Annotated in this window: 15 protein-coding genes and 1 tRNA gene; 7 read left to right on the top strand and 9 right to left on the bottom strand. The window is 66.0% G+C overall.

The window, feature by feature from the left end; genetic code table 11:
- The first annotated feature begins 284 nt into the window (after positions 1-284).
- Entirely contained in the window at positions 285-2336 is a 2052-nt protein-coding gene (gene rpoD, locus GH266_RS07195; protein ID WP_158193288.1) for an RNA polymerase sigma factor RpoD, read from the top strand.
- Positions 2337-2434: 98 nt separating this feature from the next.
- Here the strand turns inward: rpoD and GH266_RS07190 are convergent, their stop codons facing one another.
- The gene (locus GH266_RS07190) at positions 2435-3067 is read right to left on the bottom strand and encodes a TetR/AcrR family transcriptional regulator (RefSeq protein ID WP_158193287.1); all 633 of its coding nucleotides are present in this window, start codon (positions 3065-3067) and stop codon (positions 2435-2437) included.
- A 175-nt stretch (positions 3068-3242) separates the two neighbouring features.
- Here GH266_RS07190 and GH266_RS07185 point away from each other — a divergent pair, with 175 nt between their 5' ends.
- The 4 genes from GH266_RS07185 (at position 3243) to GH266_RS07170 (ending at position 6709) form a co-directional block, all read left to right on the top strand.
- A complete protein-coding gene (locus GH266_RS07185; protein ID WP_158193286.1) occupies positions 3243-3674 on the top strand; it encodes a VOC family protein in 432 nt (143 codons plus the stop codon).
- A gap of 119 nt (positions 3675-3793) precedes the next feature.
- Positions 3794-4204: a ketosteroid isomerase-related protein gene (locus GH266_RS07180; RefSeq protein WP_158193285.1), complete on the top strand. Its 411-nt coding sequence runs from the start codon at positions 3794-3796 to the stop codon at positions 4202-4204.
- 47 nt (positions 4205-4251) lie between these two features.
- The gene (locus GH266_RS07175; protein WP_158193284.1) at positions 4252-5349 is read left to right on the top strand and encodes an NAD(P)/FAD-dependent oxidoreductase; all 1098 of its coding nucleotides are present in this window, start codon (positions 4252-4254) and stop codon (positions 5347-5349) included.
- A gap of 388 nt (positions 5350-5737) precedes the next feature.
- Positions 5738-6709, top strand: coding sequence for an IS110 family RNA-guided transposase (locus GH266_RS07170; protein WP_158193283.1), 972 nt, complete (start codon positions 5738-5740; stop codon positions 6707-6709).
- A 389-nt stretch (positions 6710-7098) separates the two neighbouring features.
- On the opposite strand, the gene speE is transcribed toward GH266_RS07170, so the two are convergent.
- The gene (gene speE, locus GH266_RS07165) at positions 7099-7971 is read right to left on the bottom strand and encodes a polyamine aminopropyltransferase (protein ID WP_158193282.1); all 873 of its coding nucleotides are present in this window, start codon (positions 7969-7971) and stop codon (positions 7099-7101) included.
- Positions 7968-8507: an adenosylmethionine decarboxylase gene (gene speD, locus GH266_RS07160; RefSeq protein ID WP_158193281.1), complete on the bottom strand. Its 540-nt coding sequence runs from the start codon at positions 8505-8507 to the stop codon at positions 7968-7970. Before speD ends, speE begins: the two co-directional genes overlap by 4 nt.
- 122 nt (positions 8508-8629) lie before the next feature.
- Between speD and GH266_RS07155 the strand changes: the two genes are divergently transcribed.
- Positions 8630-9232, top strand: a complete 603-nt coding sequence (locus GH266_RS07155; protein WP_158193280.1) for a GNAT family N-acetyltransferase — start codon at positions 8630-8632, stop codon at positions 9230-9232.
- Between the two features lie 109 nt (positions 9233-9341).
- Here the strand turns inward: GH266_RS07155 and GH266_RS07150 are convergent, their stop codons facing one another.
- From GH266_RS07150 to GH266_RS07130, 5 genes are all read right to left on the bottom strand, one after another.
- Positions 9342-10082, bottom strand: coding sequence for an SIMPL domain-containing protein (locus tag GH266_RS07150; RefSeq protein WP_158193279.1), 741 nt, complete (start codon positions 10080-10082; stop codon positions 9342-9344).
- A gap of 234 nt (positions 10083-10316) precedes the next feature.
- A complete protein-coding gene (locus GH266_RS07145) occupies positions 10317-11564 on the bottom strand; it encodes a TRAP transporter large permease (RefSeq protein WP_158193278.1) in 1248 nt (415 codons plus the stop codon).
- Positions 11561-12106 (bottom strand): TRAP transporter small permease, encoded by a 546-nt coding sequence (locus tag GH266_RS07140; protein ID WP_158193277.1) that lies wholly within the window; start codon positions 12104-12106, stop codon positions 11561-11563. The genes GH266_RS07145 and GH266_RS07140 overlap by 4 nt, the downstream gene beginning before the upstream one ends.
- A gap of 1 nt (position 12107) precedes the next feature.
- The gene (locus GH266_RS07135) at positions 12108-13091 is read right to left on the bottom strand and encodes a TRAP transporter substrate-binding protein (protein WP_158193276.1); all 984 of its coding nucleotides are present in this window, start codon (positions 13089-13091) and stop codon (positions 12108-12110) included.
- Positions 13092-13421: 330 nt separating this feature from the next.
- The gene (locus tag GH266_RS07130) at positions 13422-14495 is read right to left on the bottom strand and encodes an AI-2E family transporter (RefSeq protein WP_158193275.1); all 1074 of its coding nucleotides are present in this window, start codon (positions 14493-14495) and stop codon (positions 13422-13424) included.
- A 181-nt stretch (positions 14496-14676) separates the two neighbouring features.
- Between GH266_RS07130 and GH266_RS07125 the strand changes: the two genes are divergently transcribed.
- A tRNA-Ile gene (locus GH266_RS07125) sits at positions 14677-14752 on the top strand.
- A 103-nt stretch (positions 14753-14855) separates the two neighbouring features.
- On the opposite strand, the gene GH266_RS07120 is transcribed toward GH266_RS07125, so the two are convergent.
- Positions 14856-16817 carry a methyl-accepting chemotaxis protein gene (locus GH266_RS07120; protein ID WP_158193274.1) on the bottom strand — a complete coding sequence of 654 codons (1962 nt, stop codon included), beginning with the start codon at positions 16815-16817 and terminating at the stop codon, positions 14856-14858.
- Between the last annotated feature and the right edge of the window lie 91 nt (positions 16818-16908).

Genomic DNA, 16908 nt, shown 5'->3' with positions numbered 1-16908 from the left:
TGTCGAACCGGGTTGCAGGGTTAAGTGGCACTTAACGGACAGCGACTAAGACTGACATTCTGTCCCGGCTGGCGTGGCGGCGCGTCGCGGGGAGGGGATCTGCATGGCCGAAAGGCCGTGGCCGGCAAGGGATCCGGTATTCCGCCGCGAAATGAATCAGCCGGTCCTCCGGCTTTCCGGGCGCAATAAGGCGCGGAAAGCGGAACCGGGCCCGCCAGGCGGGCAACCAGCGTGACACGAACGACAGCGCCAGGCCCGCGGGGCCGGCGGGGCCGGAGACAACCATGGCAGCCAAATCGACCCAGGCGGAAGAGACCCAGGAACCCGCAACGGAGACCTCCGACGGTCCGCTTCTGGATCTTTCCGATGCCGCTGTAAAGCGGATGATCAAGCTCGCCAAGAAGCGCGGCTACGTGACCTATGAGGAGCTCAACGAAGTGCTCCCGTCCGAGGAGGTCACGTCCGAGCAGATCGAGGACACGATGGCGATGCTGTCCGACATGGGCATCAACGTCATCGAGGAAGAAGAGGCCGAGGAGGCCCAGGCGGACGACCAGGGCGGCGAGATCGTCGAGGCCGGGCCGACCACGGTCGCCAAGACCACGGCCAAGGAGCCGACGGACCGCACCGACGACCCCGTGCGCATGTATCTGCGCGAGATGGGCTCGGTCGAGCTTCTGTCGCGCGAGGGCGAAATCGCCATCGCCAAGCGCATCGAGGCCGGCCGCGAGGCGATGATCGCCGGGCTTTGCGAGAGCCCGCTGACCTTCCAGGCCATCATCATCTGGCGGGACGAGCTCAACGAAGGCAAGGTCCTGCTGCGCGACATCATCGATCTCGAGGCGACCTATGCCGGCCCCGATTTCCGCGGCGACGACGCCGAGGAGAGCGAGGAGGAGGGCGCCTCCGAGGGCGGAACGGCCAATGCCGGCACCGGCGCTGCCGGTGCGACCCGCGACGAGACGACGGCCCGCGGCGAGGGCTCGGCCCGCCCGGCGGGCGACGGCGAGGCTTCCGGCGAGACTGAAGGCGAGGGCGACGGCGAGGAGGACGACGAGTTCGAGGCGAACATCTCGCTCTCCGCGATGGAGGCCGAGCTGAAGCCGAAGGTTCTGGAGACCTTCGATCGCATCGCCGACGACTACAAGAAGCTGCGCCGCCTGCAGGACCAGCTGGTCGAGAACAAGCTCGCCAACAAGACCCTGTCGCCGTCGCAGGAGCGCCGCTACAAGAAGCTCAAGGAAGACATCGTCGTCGATGTGAAGAGCCTGTCGCTGAACCAGCAGCGCATCGACGCGCTGGTCCTGCAGCTCTACGACATCAACAAGCGGCTGATGGGCTACGAGGGCCGGTTGCTGCGCCTGGCCGACAGCCACGGCGTCGACCGCGGCGACTTCCTGAAGCAGTACCAGGGCAACGAGCTCGACCCGAACTGGATCCGCAAGGTCGCGAACCTTGCCTCCAAGGGCTGGAAGAACTTCGTCGCCCAGGAGAAGGAAACGATCCGCGAGCTGCGCCAGGAGATCCAGAGCCTTGCCTCGGAGACCGGCCTGGAGACGGCCGAGTTCCGCCGCATCGTCTCGATGGTGCAGAAGGGCGAGCGCGAAGCACGCATCGCCAAGAAAGAGATGGTGGAGGCCAACCTGCGCCTCGTCATCTCCATCGCCAAGAAGTACACGAACCGCGGCCTGCAGTTCCTGGACCTGATCCAGGAGGGCAATATCGGCCTGATGAAGGCGGTGGACAAGTTCGAGTACCGGCGCGGCTACAAGTTCTCCACCTATGCGACCTGGTGGATCCGGCAGGCGATCACCCGTTCGATCGCCGACCAGGCCCGCACGATCCGCATCCCGGTGCACATGATCGAGACGATCAACAAGATCGTGCGCACCTCGCGCCAGATGCTGCACGAGATCGGCCGCGAGCCGACCCCGGAGGAGCTGGCCGAAAAGCTGCAGATGCCGCTGGAGAAGGTCCGCAAGGTGCTGAAGATCGCCAAGGAGCCGATCTCCCTCGAGACGCCGATCGGCGACGAGGAAGACAGCCACCTGGGCGACTTCATCGAGGACAAGAACGCGGTGCTGCCGATCGACGCGGCGATCCAGTCGAACCTGCGCGAGACGACGACGCGGGTTCTGGCCTCGCTCACCCCGCGTGAGGAGCGCGTGCTGCGCATGCGCTTCGGCATCGGCATGAACACCGACCACACGCTGGAAGAAGTCGGCCAGCAGTTCTCGGTGACGCGCGAGCGTATCCGCCAGATCGAGGCGAAGGCGCTGCGCAAGCTGAAGCACCCCTCGCGCTCGCGCAAGCTGCGCTCGTTCCTCGACAGCTAAAGGCGCGCCGAGGCGCTATCGAACGCGTGTTTCAAAGGGCCCGGCGGCAATGCCGGGCCCTTTTGTTTGTGTTTGGCGCTTCTCGCCGGCCTCACCGGTCACCTTGCGGAGGCTGGGGACAGCAACCCGTCAATGAGCGCCGCGAAGACGGCGAGGAAGCCGGCCTCCTCGGCGCCCGAGGCGATGTCGAGCGCGGCGCGGTCGAAGGCGGCGGAAAGCACGCCAGTCAGCGCATCGAGGGGCAGGGGGCGCAAGTCGCCCTGCCCAAGGGCTTCCGCCAGCCCCTCGCGCAGGGTGCGGCCGGCATGGAGGGCATCGAGCCGCGAGGCCTCACCGGGGCCGAGCGCGGCCGGGCCGTCGACCAGCAGGATGCGGCAGCGGCCGGGCGCGCGCATCGCCGCGAAATAGGCGCGCGCGCCGGAAAGCAGTGCCTCGCGCGCGGACGGCGCCTCGGCCGAGCCCGCTTCGATCTCCTGCGCGACCGCCCGGCTTTCCGCCTCGAGGACGGCGGCGAAGAGCGCGGTCTTGTCGGCGAAATGGTGATAGAGCGCGCCGCGCGTCACGCCGGCGGCGGCAACGATCTCCGGCGTCGAGGTGTCGGCGAAGCCCTTCTGCGCAAAGAGGCGCCGGCCGGCGGCGATCAGCTCGCCGCGCATTTCGGCGGAGCGCTCGGAATTGCCCCGGCCCTTGCCGCGCCTCCGGTCGGGTTTGTTGGTCGTCGTGTCGGTCATCGGTTCGTCTCTTTACATACAGTCTGTCTGTATGTATATGGATACAGGCTGCATGTATGTGACATGGGGCGGCGCCGGCAGGCAAGGGTTTGCTGCTGTCGCCGAACGACAGACGAGACGGCCGGGCCGCAGGGGCGGTGGGAGCCGCCCCAAGCAAACCACGGAAGGACAGGCCATGAAGGTGACGAGCTATTACCCGGTGCTGATGACGGACGAGGTGGAGGCAACGGCGCGGTTCTACGAGACGCATTTCGGCTTTCGCCGCGCCTTCAGCGCCGACTGGTACGTGCATCTGCAGTCGGAAAGCGATCCGTCCGTGAACCTTGCCGTGCTGGACGGCAGCCATGAGACGATCCCGGCGGCGGCGCGCGGGCAGAGGGTCTGCGGGTTGCTGCTCAACTTCGAGGTGGAGGATGTCGATGCCGAATACGAGCGGCTGAAGGCGGCAGGCCTGCCGATCCTGCTGGACATCCGCGACGAGGATTTCGGCCAGCGGCATTTCATCACGCGTGACCCCAATGGCGTGCTGATCGACATGATCAAGCCGATCCCGCCGAGCGCGGCGTTCCTGGCGCAATATGCGGAGGACGCCGTTCCGGGTGCGTGAGTACGGCGGGGACAGTGTGAGCAAGAGCGGCGGGCGCGGCTTGCCAAGGCCGGGACGGGGAGGCCAGAATGGGACGAGATCGTCTCCATTCCTCTCCCCCGAAAACACCGGAACCAGACATGCCGCACGCTGCGACCCTGAAGCTCCTCCAGGACTATTACGCTGCCTTCAACGCCGGCGACACGGCCGCGATGCTGGAGCTGGTCACCGACGACATCGCCCATGACGTCAACCAGGGCGAACGGCGGCAGGGCAAGGCGCTGTTCGCCGCGTTCAACGGCCACATGACGCGCTGCTACAAGGAAGAACTGTCGGAAATCGTGCTCTTCGCCAGCGAGGACGGCCGCCGCGCAGCGGCGGAGTTCATCGTCTCGGGCACCTATCTCGTCACCGACGAGGGCCTGCCGCCGGCGGAGGGCCAGACCTATCGCCTGCCGGCGGGCACGTTCTTCGACATTCGCGAGGGGCGGATCGCCCGCATCACCACCTATTACAATCTGCAGGAATGGATCGCCCAGGTCGGCGCCTGATCCCGCCCGCGGCCAAAGCAGCCCGCGCCGGCAAGGAGGCAGTTCCCATGAAGGTCATCGTCGTCGGTGCCGGCATTGCCGGGCTCTCCACTGCCTGGTCGCTCGCCAAGCGCGGCGTCGAGGTGGTGCTGGTGGAACAGGGGCCGATCCCCAATCCGCTGTCGGCCTCGGGCGACCATCACCGGATCATCCGCCGCGCCTATGGGGCGCAGGGCGGCTACCAGCGGCGCATCGACGAGGCCTATGCGGCCTGGGACGAGATGTGGGCGGATCTCGGCGACAAGCACCTGGCCGATACCGGCTTTCTGCTGGTGTCGCAGACCGGGCGGGACGCGGCCGTGGACTATCGCGACAGCCTGGTCGCCGGCGGCTATCCGGTGGAGGACCTGAGCTGCGAGGAGGCGGTGCGCCGGCACCCGTTCCTCGATCCCGGCGGGGTGCATTCGGCCGCCTTCAGCCCGGAAGGCGGCGTGCTGCTGTGCCGGCATATCGGCCGCGACCTGCTGGCCTTCCTTCGGCGCGCCGGCGTGACGATCCGCGCGCAAGCGCGGGTGGAGGCGGTGGACGCGGCAGCGGGCAAGGTGCGGCTTGCCGGCGGCGAGGAGCTTGCCGGCGATCATGTGGTGGTGACGGCCGGCGCCTGGGTGCTGCAGCTGTTCCCGCAGCTTGCCGACCGGCTGACCTCCTATCGCACGGCGGTTGCCTATCTCGCCCCGCCGGCGGATCTCGTTGCCGCCTGGGAGGCCTCGCCGGTGATCCTCGATGTCGGCGGCACGGTCGACGGCTATGTGCTGCCGCCGGTGCGCGGCACGGGGCTGAAGGTGGGGGCGGGCATCCACAAGATGCGCGCCGGTGCCGACGAGCGGCGTGTGGCGGAGCCCGGCGAGGGCGAGCGGCTGCGCGATCATTTCGCCCCGCCGTTTGCGCGCATCACCGAGTACCGGGTGAGCGAAGTCGTCACCTGCGCCTACACGTTCACCGCGGACGAGCATTTCCTGGTCGCCGGTGAAGACCGGCTGACCATCGTCTCGGCTTGCTCGGGCCATGGCTACAAGTTCGGCGCCGCCGTCGGCCGGCGGGTGGCCGAGGGGGTTCTGTCCGGCGACCGGGCCGGGCTTGCCGCCTGGCTTGAGGCGCGGGACTGAGGGGGGCGTTGCCGCGGGAACGCCCGTGGCGGCTGGCTTCGCGGCACCGTCCGCCCCGGTGGATACTGGATACCTGCCTTCGCAGGTATGACAGCCGTGGAGGTGGCGATGCGCTCCCGTCTCACGTCCGCTGAGGGTGCCAATGGGTTGCCGGCTCTCCGGCTTTGCCTGCGGCCGGGATTGTTCGTCTGGAGAGATGGTAGAGTTTGGGTGGTCTCCCGGCCTGAACCGCCGGGAGACCAGTGGCAGGCGACCGGACCGGGATTGGGCTTTCGCCCGTCGTCATCATGGTCCCTGCCGCTTCCTTTTCCCGCTTGGAGAGTTGATTGGGCCTCTGGCTGACACCACGCCCGCGAACAATCCGAAGCACGATCAGGATACCACCGCCATGGCCTTTCTGGAACATGCCCCGTCCCACGTCGTCGGCATCGACGTGTCGAAGCTGACCCTTGCCGTCTGTTCGGCGCCGGGCACCGCCGCCTGCACCGTGGCCCGCACCGTGGCCAGCACCGTGGCCAACACGGCCCGGGCGATCCGCAAGCTGGTCGCCGGCCTGCCCTCCGGGACGCTCATCGTCTGCGAGCCGACCGGCGGCCACGAAGCCCTGCTGCTGGCAGAGCTCGCGGCCGCAGGCATCGCCTGCCACCGCGCCGACACCCTCAAGGCCAGGGCCTTCGCCCGTTCCTTCGGGCGACTGGCCAAGACCGATGCCATCGATGCCGCACTGCTGGCCGCCTATGGCCAGGAGCGATGGCGCCACCTTCCGCTCCACCGCCCGGCCGATCGCACCCAGGCGCAACTCGCCGCGCTCGTCGCCCGCAGGCACGATCTCATGGCCATTCGCGGCGCCGAACTCAACCGCGCCAAGTCGCCCGGATGCACCCTGGTCTCGGCCTCCTGCAGGAGCCTCGTCAGAACGCTCGACCGCCAGATCGAGACCATCGACACGGCCATCGCAGGCCTTTGCGCGCAATGCACCCTGCTCGCAAGGCGTATCGCCCTCTACCGCTCGCTGCCGGGCGTGGGGCCAAGGACCGCCATCTCCCTGGCCGCCGCCATGCCCGAGCTCGGCACCATGACCGGAAAGCAGGCCGCATCCCTGGCGGGCCTTGCCCCACACCCCAACGACAGCGGAACCTTGAAGGGCTACCGCAAGACCCGCGGCGGACGCCCGCAGATCCGTTCCATCCTCTTCATGGCCGCCCTCAGCGCCGCACGCTGCAAAGGGCCGCTGCGACCCGTCTTCCAGAGGCTCATCGCAAACGGAAAGAAGCCCATCGTCGCCCTAACCGCGCTCATGAGAAAGATCGTCGTCATCCTCAACGCAAGAATGAGAGACCACCTCAACGATATGAGTTGATGACCTCCGAGGGGGAGGCACGGCCTTGCCCCTTCTCTGCCGTCACCCCGGCCAAGCGAAGCGCGAGCCGGGGCCTATTGGTTGCCAGAGCGGCAGCGAGGATACCGGAAACCCTCTCCTCGTCATCCTGCACGCAGCGGAGCGGAGATGCGGGATCGGAGCGCCGAGGGTGTTCGTGGAACCGCTTCACGCCTGCCTCGGGCACCGTGGCTCTCCGGTCCCGGGTCGCGGCTTCGCCTTGCCCGGGAAGACGCCGAAGAGAGGACCCGCCGGAAAGACGAAGAAGATGGCGTGAAGGCACGATGCCCCCGGCGACAGGCGCCGCAAAAAAAAGCCGCCGTCCCGAGGGGCGGCGGCCTTGTCGTTTTTGCGGAAAGCGGACAAAGGCGTCAGGCGCCCTTGCGGCCTTCCTCCACCGCATCGCGGATGAAGCGCGGCAGCGCGAAGGCGGCCTGGTGCACTTCCGGCGTGTAGTAGCGGGTGTCGAGGTTGGCTGCGTCGAAACGCTGCTCCAGCACGTCGAGCGGCTGGCGGCGCAGCGCCGGATTGTCGCTTGCCCAGCCGAGCGCCATGTGGCCGCCGAAATAGGTCGGGATCGCCGCGACATAGGCATAGGCGTCGCGGTAGATCTTCGAGAAGTGTCCGATGGAGGAGACCAGCTCGCCCTTCTGCAGGAAGGGGACGCCGTTCTGGGTGACCAGCACGCCGCCCGGCTTCAGGCAGTGGTGGACGCCGCGATAGAACTCGGGCGTGAACAGCACGGCGCCGGGGCCCATCGGGTCGGTGGAATCCACCATCACCACGTCGAAGCGGCGGTCCGTTTCGGCGACGAAGCGCGCGCCGTCGGCAATGACCAGGTCGAACCGGTCATCGCGGAAGACGGAGGCGTTGAAATCGGCGAAGTGCTCCTTGGAGAATTCGACGACGGCATCGTCGATCTCCACCTGGGTCAGCCGCTCGATGCCCTTGTGCTTCAAGGCTTCCTCGGCCATGCCGCAGTCGCCGCCGCCGATGATCAGCACCTCGCGCGCCTCGCCATGGGCGAGGATCGGCACATGCGCCATCATCTCGTGATAGATGAACTCGTCGGCGGTGGTGACCTGGGTGATGCCGTCGAGCATCAGGACCTTGCCGAACACCGGATTGGCGAACAGCACGAGATCCTGATGCTCGGAGCGATCCTGGTACAGGATGTCGTCGCAGGAATACTGCACCTGGACGCCCGGATAGAGCGTCTCGCGAAAGACCAGCCCGTCGCTCATGCGACCTCCTTGCCGCGCAGCAATTCGCTGACGCTGGTGCGTCCGGGGCGGAAGGCTGCTTCCAGCACCTCGACGCATTTTTCCGGCCGGGCATCGCCGCACATGAACACATCGAAGGCCGCATAGCCGGCCTCGGGCCAGGTGTGGACCGAGATATGGCTTTCGGCCAGCACCGCGACGCCGCTCACGCCGGTGGGCTCGAACGGGTGCAGGTGGATGTGCAGCAGCGTTGCACCGGCCTCCTCGACGCAGGTCTTCAACGTCTCCTCGATAAAGGGAAGATCGTCGAGACGCGAAGCGTCGTAGAGATCGATGATCAGATGCGAGCCGGCACAGCGGACGCCCTCACGCTCGATGAAGTGATCGAGCCGGTCGTCCTGCGTGTTGGCCGCAGGCGCGGTAATGTCGTTGTCTTCCGTATGGGTGGTGCTTCTCGGCACGTCGAAGGCATATGCGTCCGCAAACGATGCGTCGGCGCCTTCATGGTGACGTGCTTCCAAGTCCATCCCCAATTGGAAGAGGCCGTCGTCAGACATGGCGGTCTCCCCAACCAGCAGATGAAACCCGGGTTCAGTCCCGAACGGGGGTGCTATAGGGTGGTTCGTGCTGCGATGCAATGGACGTTTTTCCGCAAGCCCCCGAAAACCGGCGAGAGGCAATGAAGGCAGAGCTTTTTACTTTGACGGGTAAGGAAATCGGCGAGGCGCTGGATGACCTAGCGGCATTGCGGGTCAAGGTGTTCCGGGAATGGCCGTATCTCTACGAGGGGTCGCTGGACTACGAGCGGGGCTACCTGCGTCGATACGCCGAAAGCGAGGGGGCCGTCGTCGTCGGTGCATTAGCCGGCAAACGACTTGTCGGGGCTGCGACCGGACAGCCGCTCGAAGGCGAGGTGGCGGATTTCCGCGATCCCTTCGAGGAGGCCGGCTTCGATCCGGCGACGATCTTCTATTTCGCGGAATCCGTGCTCGATCCGCAGTGGCGGGGGCAGGGGCTGGGGCACGGTTTCTTCGATGCCCGCGAGGCGCATGCGCGCAGGCTTGGCTTCGACCGCGCGGCGTTCTGCGCGGTGATCCGCCCGGCGGACCACCCGGCGCGGCCTGCCGGCTACAGCCCGCTCGACCCGTTCTGGCGCAAGCGCGGCTATCTGCCGCTCGAGGGGCTGACGGTCGGCTTCGACTGGCCGGATGTCGGGGAGGCGGCCTCCAGCCGCAAGCGGATGCAGGTGTGGATGCGCGACGGCCTGACCGGTGCAGAGTGACTGGCGCAGAGTGATTGGCGCAGAGTGATTGGCGCGGACTGACTGGCGCAAACTGGCCGGCGCGGAGCGATCCGCGCCGGCAGGTGTTGCCGGGGGGGAAGGGCAGCCGTTACGGCCGGACCAGTTCCCAGGTGACGTTGATGCGCACCTCGAGCGAGCTCTCGCCGGCCTCCATCGGGGCCGGGGCGCCGTCCATCTTCATCTCGGCGCGGGCCATCATCATCACCGGGCGCGGGCCGCCGAAGTCCTGCTCGTTGATCGAGAGCACCCGGCCGAGCTTGACGCCGGCCGCCTCGGCATAGATCTCCGCCTTGCGGATCGCGTCGGCCATGGCCTCCTTGCGGGCGCTGTCCTTCAGCTTGCCTTCCTCGCTGACGATGAAGGTGACGCCGCCGACCTGGTTGGCGCCGTCGCGCACCATCACGTCGATCAGCCCGCCGAGCTTGGCAAGGTCGCGCACGCGCACGCCGACATTGTTGGTGACGCGGTAGCCGAAGACCTCGCTGCGATATTCCTCCGGGGCGGAGCTCTTCACCTGGCGGTAGCGCGGCTGCACGGAAAAGCCCGAGGTCTGGATGTCGCGCTGCTCGATGCCGGCCTCCTTGATGCGGGCGATCACGGCGGACATCGCCTCGGTGTTGGCGGCAAGCGCCTCGGCTGCGGTGTCGGCATCGCTGACGACGCCGCTGGTGATCATCGCCATGTCGGGGGCGGCGCTGACGACGCCAGTGCCGACCATGTCGATGGTGGCGATGCGCGGGGTTTCCTCGGCCCTGGCGGGCAGGGTGGCGGCGGCAACGGCCAGCGCGCCGACGAAGGCGAAGCGGGCAGCGGTCTGGAGCGAGGTCATCGAATATCTCCTTGAAAAACGGAAGCTGTCCGCCGCAGCCCTCGGGCGCATGAGGCGGAATGGCGCGACCATCGCGAGCAATTGCGGCGGACGGAAGGCGCTCGCCCGGTGGTTTTCGGGTCGTTTCTGGTCAATCCACATGGCCCGGCCGGACGGCGAGGGGCCGCATGCGAAAACGGCCGCCGGGACAGGGTCGCGGCGGCCGTTGTCGGAACGTCGATGCGCGGGCCCCCGTCAGAAGACGAAGGGCACGAAGGCGATCAGCAGGTAGACCACGAGCAGCGTTGCGAGATAGGGCATCACGGCCCTGGCGATCCGCTCGATCGGCAGCCCGGCGATGGTCGAGGCGACGAACAGGTTGATCGCCACCGGCGGGGTGACCATGCCGATGGCAAGGCCGACCACGATGATGATGCCGAAATGCACCGTGTCGAGGCCGAGCTGGGCCGCGAGCGGCAGCAGCATCGGGGTCAGGATGATCAGCGCCGAGGCGGTCTCCAGGAAGACGCCCGCCACCAGGATCACCGCCATGATCAGCAAGAGCAGGACGTAAGGATTGGAGGAGAGCGACAGGGCGGCGCTGGCGATCTGGTTCGGCACCTGCCAGCTCGACAGGGTCCAGCTGAGCACCGAGGAGGCGGCGATGACGAACATGATCACCGCCGTGGTCACGCCGGCGCGCAGCACGATGTCGTAGAGCTGCCTCAAGGACATGTCGCGATGGACGACGAAGGAGATCAGGATCGCGTAGTTCACCGCGATGACGGCGGCCTCCGACGGGGTGAAGATGCCGGAGAAGATGCCGCCGAGGATGATCAGCGGCGCCATCAGGCCCCAGCTGGCGGCGACGAAGGTGCGCCAGATGGTCCGCAGGTTCAGCGCCGTGCCGCGGGGATAGGAGCGGCGGTGGCCCTGGATGACGGCGATGATGATGAGACCGATGCCCATGGCGACGCCGGGAATGAAGCCGTTGAGGAAGAGCTTGGCGACCGATTCCTGCGCGATCACCGCGTAGATGATCATCGGCACGGAGGGCGGGATGACGACGCCGATGGTGCCGGAGGCGGCGATCAGCGAGGCGGCGGAGGCCGGGTCGTAGCCCTTGCGCTTCAGCTCGGGAACGAGGCTCGCGCCGACGGCGGCGGTGGTGGCGGCGCCCGAGCCGGAAATCGCGGCGAAGAACATGCCGGCAAAGACGGAGACGATGGACAATCCGCCCTTGATGAAGCCGAAAAGGCTGTCGGCGAACGCCACGAGACGCTTGGAAATCTCGCCCTGCGCCATCACGTCGCCGGCCAGGATGAACATCGGCACGGCGACGAGGGCGAAGGAGTTGATGCCGGAAAACATCTGCTGCGGCACGGCCATCAGCGAGGTGCCGTCCATGTGGAGGGCCGTCATGGTGGCCGCGCCGATGACGATGGCGACCGGCAGACCCATGAGCAGGAACAGGACGAACAGTCCGAAAAGGAGGAGGCTCATACCCGACGATCTTCCCCGTGGATCTGCGTTTCGAGCTCCACGTCGATCTCCGAAGGGGTCTTCCGCGCGCTGCCGCCGGCGAGCAGCCGGATCAGGTCGATGGACGACAGGAGGGCGATCAACGCGGCGGTGATCGGCATGACGACATAGACGTAGTTCATCGGCAGGCGCAGCGAGGGCGACTTCTGGAAGCTCTGCAGCATCGTGTAGCGCCAGCCGACCCAGGCCAGGGCGACCAGGAAGGCGATCGTGACGAGGAGCGCTGCCCCCGTCACGATCCGTTTGAAGGCGGGCGGCAGGTTGTCGCGCATGAGCGTCACCGCGATATGCCGCCCCTGCTGGTAGGCCAGCGTGGCGCCGAGGAAGGTGATCCAGATCAGGAGGAAGCGGGCGACTTCCTCCGTCCAGCTCACGGATGTGAAGAACACCCGCGAGACGATCTGGAGCGTGATGACGGCGACGAGCGCGGCCATCCCCACGAAGACCACGGGCTTGAGCGTCTCGCCCAGAAGACGGTCAATCCACGCCAACCCTGCCAGCATCTTACTTCAGCGCCTCCTGGATGCGGGGCAGGTAGTCGCCGAACTTCTCGCCGTACTTCTCGTAGACCGGCTGAACGGCCGCGGAGAAGGCGGACAGGTCGGCATTCTCGATCACGGTCATGCCGGCATCCTTGAGCGCCTGGAGCTGCTCGCCCTCGAGACGGGCGTTGAGCGCGCGCTCATATTCGGCCGCTTCCTGCGCCGCCTGGCGGACGATCTGCTGGGTCTCCTCCGACAGCTCGTTCCACTTGGGCATGCCCATGACGAAGAGCGCCGGGGCATAGGTGTGGCGGGTCATGGTCATGTTGGTCTGGGTCTCGTTCAGCTTGAACGAGTAGACGACGCCGACCGGGTTTTCCTGGCCGTCGATCGTGCCCTGCTGCATGGCCGTGAGCGCCTCGGTCCAGGCCATCGGGATGGCGTCGGCGCCCAGCTCGCGGAAGCTGTCGATGTAGACCGGGTTCTCCATGACGCGCACGCGCAGGCCGCTGAGATCGGCCGGGGTGTTGATCGGGCGCTTGGAGTTGGTCAGGTTGCGGAAGCCGCGCTCGGCATAGGCGAGGCCCTTGAGATTGACCTCCGACAGGCGGTCGAGCAGCTCCTGGCCGATCTCGCCGTCGAGCACCTTGTAGGCGGCCTCGGGCGAGGGGAAGAGGAAGGGCAGCTCGAACACGGCCATCTCTTCCAGGAAGTTGGACACCGGGCCGTTGGTGATGACGCCCATGTCCACGGTGCCGATCTGCATGCCCTCGAGCAGGGTGCGCTCGTCGCCCAGCGTGGCATTGGGGAAGATCTCGACGGTGATCTTGCCGTCGGAGCGCTCGGCAACCAGCTCCTTGAACTTGGTCGCGGCGGCGTGGAAGCCGTCCTGCTCGTTCACCACATGGGCGAGGCGAAGGTTCACGGTGTCGATTTCGGCGAGGGCCGGCACGGCGCCGATGCCGAGCGCGATCACGGCAGCGGCCGCTGCCTTGAAGATATTCATCCTGTTTCCTCCTAAATTATTTAAAGAGTGTGCGAAGGACGCAAAGTCAATCCACACTCGCAAGCGTGTCTTTGTTCTGTGAATGATGGGGCTGACATTCCCGAATTAGTCTTTCGTCGATGTCAGGGTCACATCATTTCATAAACTGGCCAAGCGTTTCGCGTCAAGGATGGTGTTTTAGGTAGTTATAACGATTGGTTGTGCGATCCCAGGCCGGAAACTGCTTGGCAAGGGGCAATTTTCGGCACGAAAACCGGATAATTGCGCAGGATTCTTGCGCAGATTTGCAAGGGGCGGGTCTGCCCCTTGCGGGAATGCAGGAGGCTCCGCCTATTCCGGTGGTGCGGGGCCGCGGGCCACCATCGGGGCGCCGACCTCGCCATCGGCGGACAGCAGCACGGCGACGGGCCGGGAGGCGGGGAACTGGGCGCAGATGATCAGCACCATCACCGTGAGCGGCACGCAAAGCAGCATGCCGGTGATGCCCCACACCGCCCCCCAGAAGGACAGGGACAGCATGATCACCAGTCCCGACAGATTGAGGCTGTTGCCCATCAGCCGCGGCTCGAGAAGGTTGCCGATCAGGAACTGGATGGTGCCGAGGCCGAGGCTGATCACCAGGAAGGGCGTCAGCGTCTCGAAATGCACCAGGGCCAGCAGGCTGGGGAAGATCACCGCGATCAGCGAGCCGATGGTGGGGATGAAGTTGAGCGCGAAGGCGATGAAGCCGAAGAGCGCGGCATAGGGAAGGTCGAGCAGCGTCAGCAGGCCGGCGGTGAGCGAGCCGGTAAGCACGCTGACGGCGGTCTTGATGCCGAGATAGTGGCGCAGCGCCCCGGTGATGCGCTCGCGCATCAGGAAGGCGATCTCCATGCGCTCGGGCGAGGAGAACAGCCGCGCCATCTTGCGGTCGAAGGTCGACTGCTCGAGCAGCAGGAACAGCACATAGATGAAGACCAGCGAGGCGGAGCCGGCGATCTGGGTGATCGCATTGGCGCCGGCGCTGAGCGCCCGGTTGAGGGCATTGTCGGGCACCAGGTCGCGCATCTGGACCGGATCGGCAAGGCCGACCCAGACCGAGCCGCTCTTGAGGATCTGGTCGAGCCGGGCCTGGTAGACCGGCGCATCGCGGGCAAGCGCGGTGAGGTTGGCCGCAAGAATGTCGACCGCCATGCTGAAGACGACGAAGATGACCGCCAGCGCTGCCGTCACCGCGACGAGCCGCGGCAGGCGCAGCGGGCCGAGCGGGATGGCGCGGATCGCCTCGGCCAGCGCGACGATCAGGTACCAGACCAGCAGGGCGATGACGAAGGGAATGAGCAGCGAGCGGCCGAGCACGAGCAGCCAGCCGAACAGGGTGATGGAGAGGAGGGTCGTGGCGACCAGCAGCGGAAATTGCGGCATGGGGCTCCCAGTATCTCGCCTGCGGTCCGGGCGCTGCGCCGGGCCTTGCACATCTTGTGCTTGTCACCCGTCGCGCCCTGCCTTGCAACCCCTCGAAAAGGTGTTGTAGGAAGGATCGCACGCCGTGCGGGGCATTGCCGTTTCCGCCCCGTTCGGCGCGACCGGCGTCCAGCCTGTCGGGGGGCCTGTAGCTCAATGGTTAGAGCCGTCCGCTCATAACGGATTGGTTGCAGGTTCGAGTCCTGCCGGGCCCACCATCTTCTCGCTCACGCAAAACCCGCTTCGCTCGCTTGCTCCGCGAGGGGCGGGTGAAAGCCCGGGCCAGCGCCTCCTGGTCTGTCGCCGGGCTTCGGCGGCAGACTATGCCGCGAAGGAGGTCGCTTCGGAGCGGAATTCCACGCCGAGCTCCCGCCCGTTGCGGCGCACGACCGTGCCGCGCTTCACGCTCTTGTCGTCCAGTTCCACGACGACATGATCGGGGATCGCCGAGCCATCGGCGACGTAGATCCTCGCGCCGGAGTCCGAGATGTCGCGCAGGGAGCCACGGATCTTCGCGCCATCGATGCCGCCGATCAGGCAGTCCCGGTGGACGCGCTTGCGCTCGTCGCGGCGGCGGTTCTCCATGCCGATCACCCACTTGTCCAGGCTTTCGCACACGGAGGCGACGCTGGAGGACGCGGACTGGAGACGGACGTTGATCTCGTCCGTGGACACGCATTGCTCTTCGGTCGCGTTGGTGGTCGACAGGACGAGGTCCTGCACGTCGGAGATCGATCTGCGGATGGCCTTCAAGGCCTCGTCCACAGAGCCTGCCACCGACTGCATCTCGGCGATTTCGGAGAAGATCCGCGTGGTCGCCTGGGAGGTCTGGTTTGCGAGCGTCTTGACCTCGTTGGCGACAACCGCAAAGCCGCGGCCGGCTTCGCCGGCGCGGGCGGCCTCGATGGTCGCGTTCAGCGACAGCAGGTTGATCTGGTCCGCGACCTTGGAAATGAGCTGGACCACGCCATCCATGGACGCAGCGGCCAGGCGGAGCTTCTCGGTCGACTGCTCGGCAGTTTCGGAGCGCACCTGCATGGCCTCGACAGCAGAGCGTGCTTTCTCCATCCCTTGAGAGATGCCCTGTGCGGAGGAATTCACGTGCTGCGCGGAATGCGCCGACTGGTCCACGGTGCTCAGTGTCGCCTCGGCAGCTTCGATGGCCTCCTGCCGCGCTGCCATGTTCTCGCTGATGTCCGTCGCGAACTTCGTCACCTTCACGATGTTTCCGGAGGCGTCGAAGATCGGATTGTAGTTCGCCTGCAACCAGATCGGGTTCCCCGCCTTGTTGAAGCGTTGATAGATCGCCGACAAGTGCTTGCCTCCGGCAAGGGTCTGCCAGAACTCGGTATACTGATCGGACTGGGCGTACTTTTCCTCGACGAACATCCGGTGATGCTTGCCCTTGATCTCGTCGAGACGATAGCCGACCGCCTTCAGGAAGTTGTCGTTGGCATCCAGGATGATGCCGTCCTTGCTGAATGAGATCACCGCCTGGCTGCGGTCGATGGCCGCGATCAGGCCTTCATGTTCGGCATTCTTGCGCTTTTCGGCCGTGATGTCGGAGGCGAATTTCACCACCTTGAAGGGCCGGCCGGCTGCGTCGAGGATCGGGTTGTAGGTGGCGTGGATCCAGATCTCGTCGCCGCCCTTGGCGATCCGCTTGAAGTCGCCGGCCATGAAGTGCCCGGCGCCGAGTTGCTTCCAGAACGCCTTGTAGTCCTGCGTTTCGCGCTCGTCGGACGCGACGAAAATCGAGTGGTGCCTGCCCTTGATCTCGTCGAGCGTGTAGCCGACCGCCTTCAGAAAGTTGTCGTTGGCTTCCAGAATATTTCCGTCGAGGTCGAAGTGAATCACGGCTTGAGAGCGGTGAATTGCTGTCAGTTGCCCCTGCGCATCTGCGCTCTTCATCTTCTCCTTGGTAATATCTGTCGCAAACTTGACGATGCGGTAGACATTGCCGTTGCTGTCGCGAACCGGGTTGTATGTCGCCTGTATCCAGACCTCGGCGCCGCTCTTGGTCACGCGCATGAATTCGCCGGACTTGAATTCACCGCGGGCGAGGTCTTTCCAGAAGGATCGATACGCCTCGCTCGCAGCATAAGCCGGGTCCAAAAACATGCGATGATGTTTTTTCTCGATTTCTTCGAGAGAATACCCCATGACCGACAGGAAATTTGCGTTGGCTTCAAGAATAGTTCCGTCCGGCATGAAATGAATCATGGCCTGGGACCGGCCGAGCGCCTCGATCAGGTCGCGATTTTTGCTGGGGAAGAGCGGCATCTGGGGGGAACCCTTGTTCAGGCGTGCTGATCAAGGATTACGACTTCGCGGGTTTCCGAACCTTTAACCAAGCGTGCCGGCGCGGTTCCCC

The sequence above is a fragment of the Stappia indica genome (assembly GCF_009789575.1).
In the GTDB taxonomy this organism is placed as follows: domain Bacteria; phylum Pseudomonadota; class Alphaproteobacteria; order Rhizobiales; family Stappiaceae; genus Stappia; species Stappia indica_A.
This window is presented reverse-complemented; position numbering and strand designations above follow the sequence as displayed.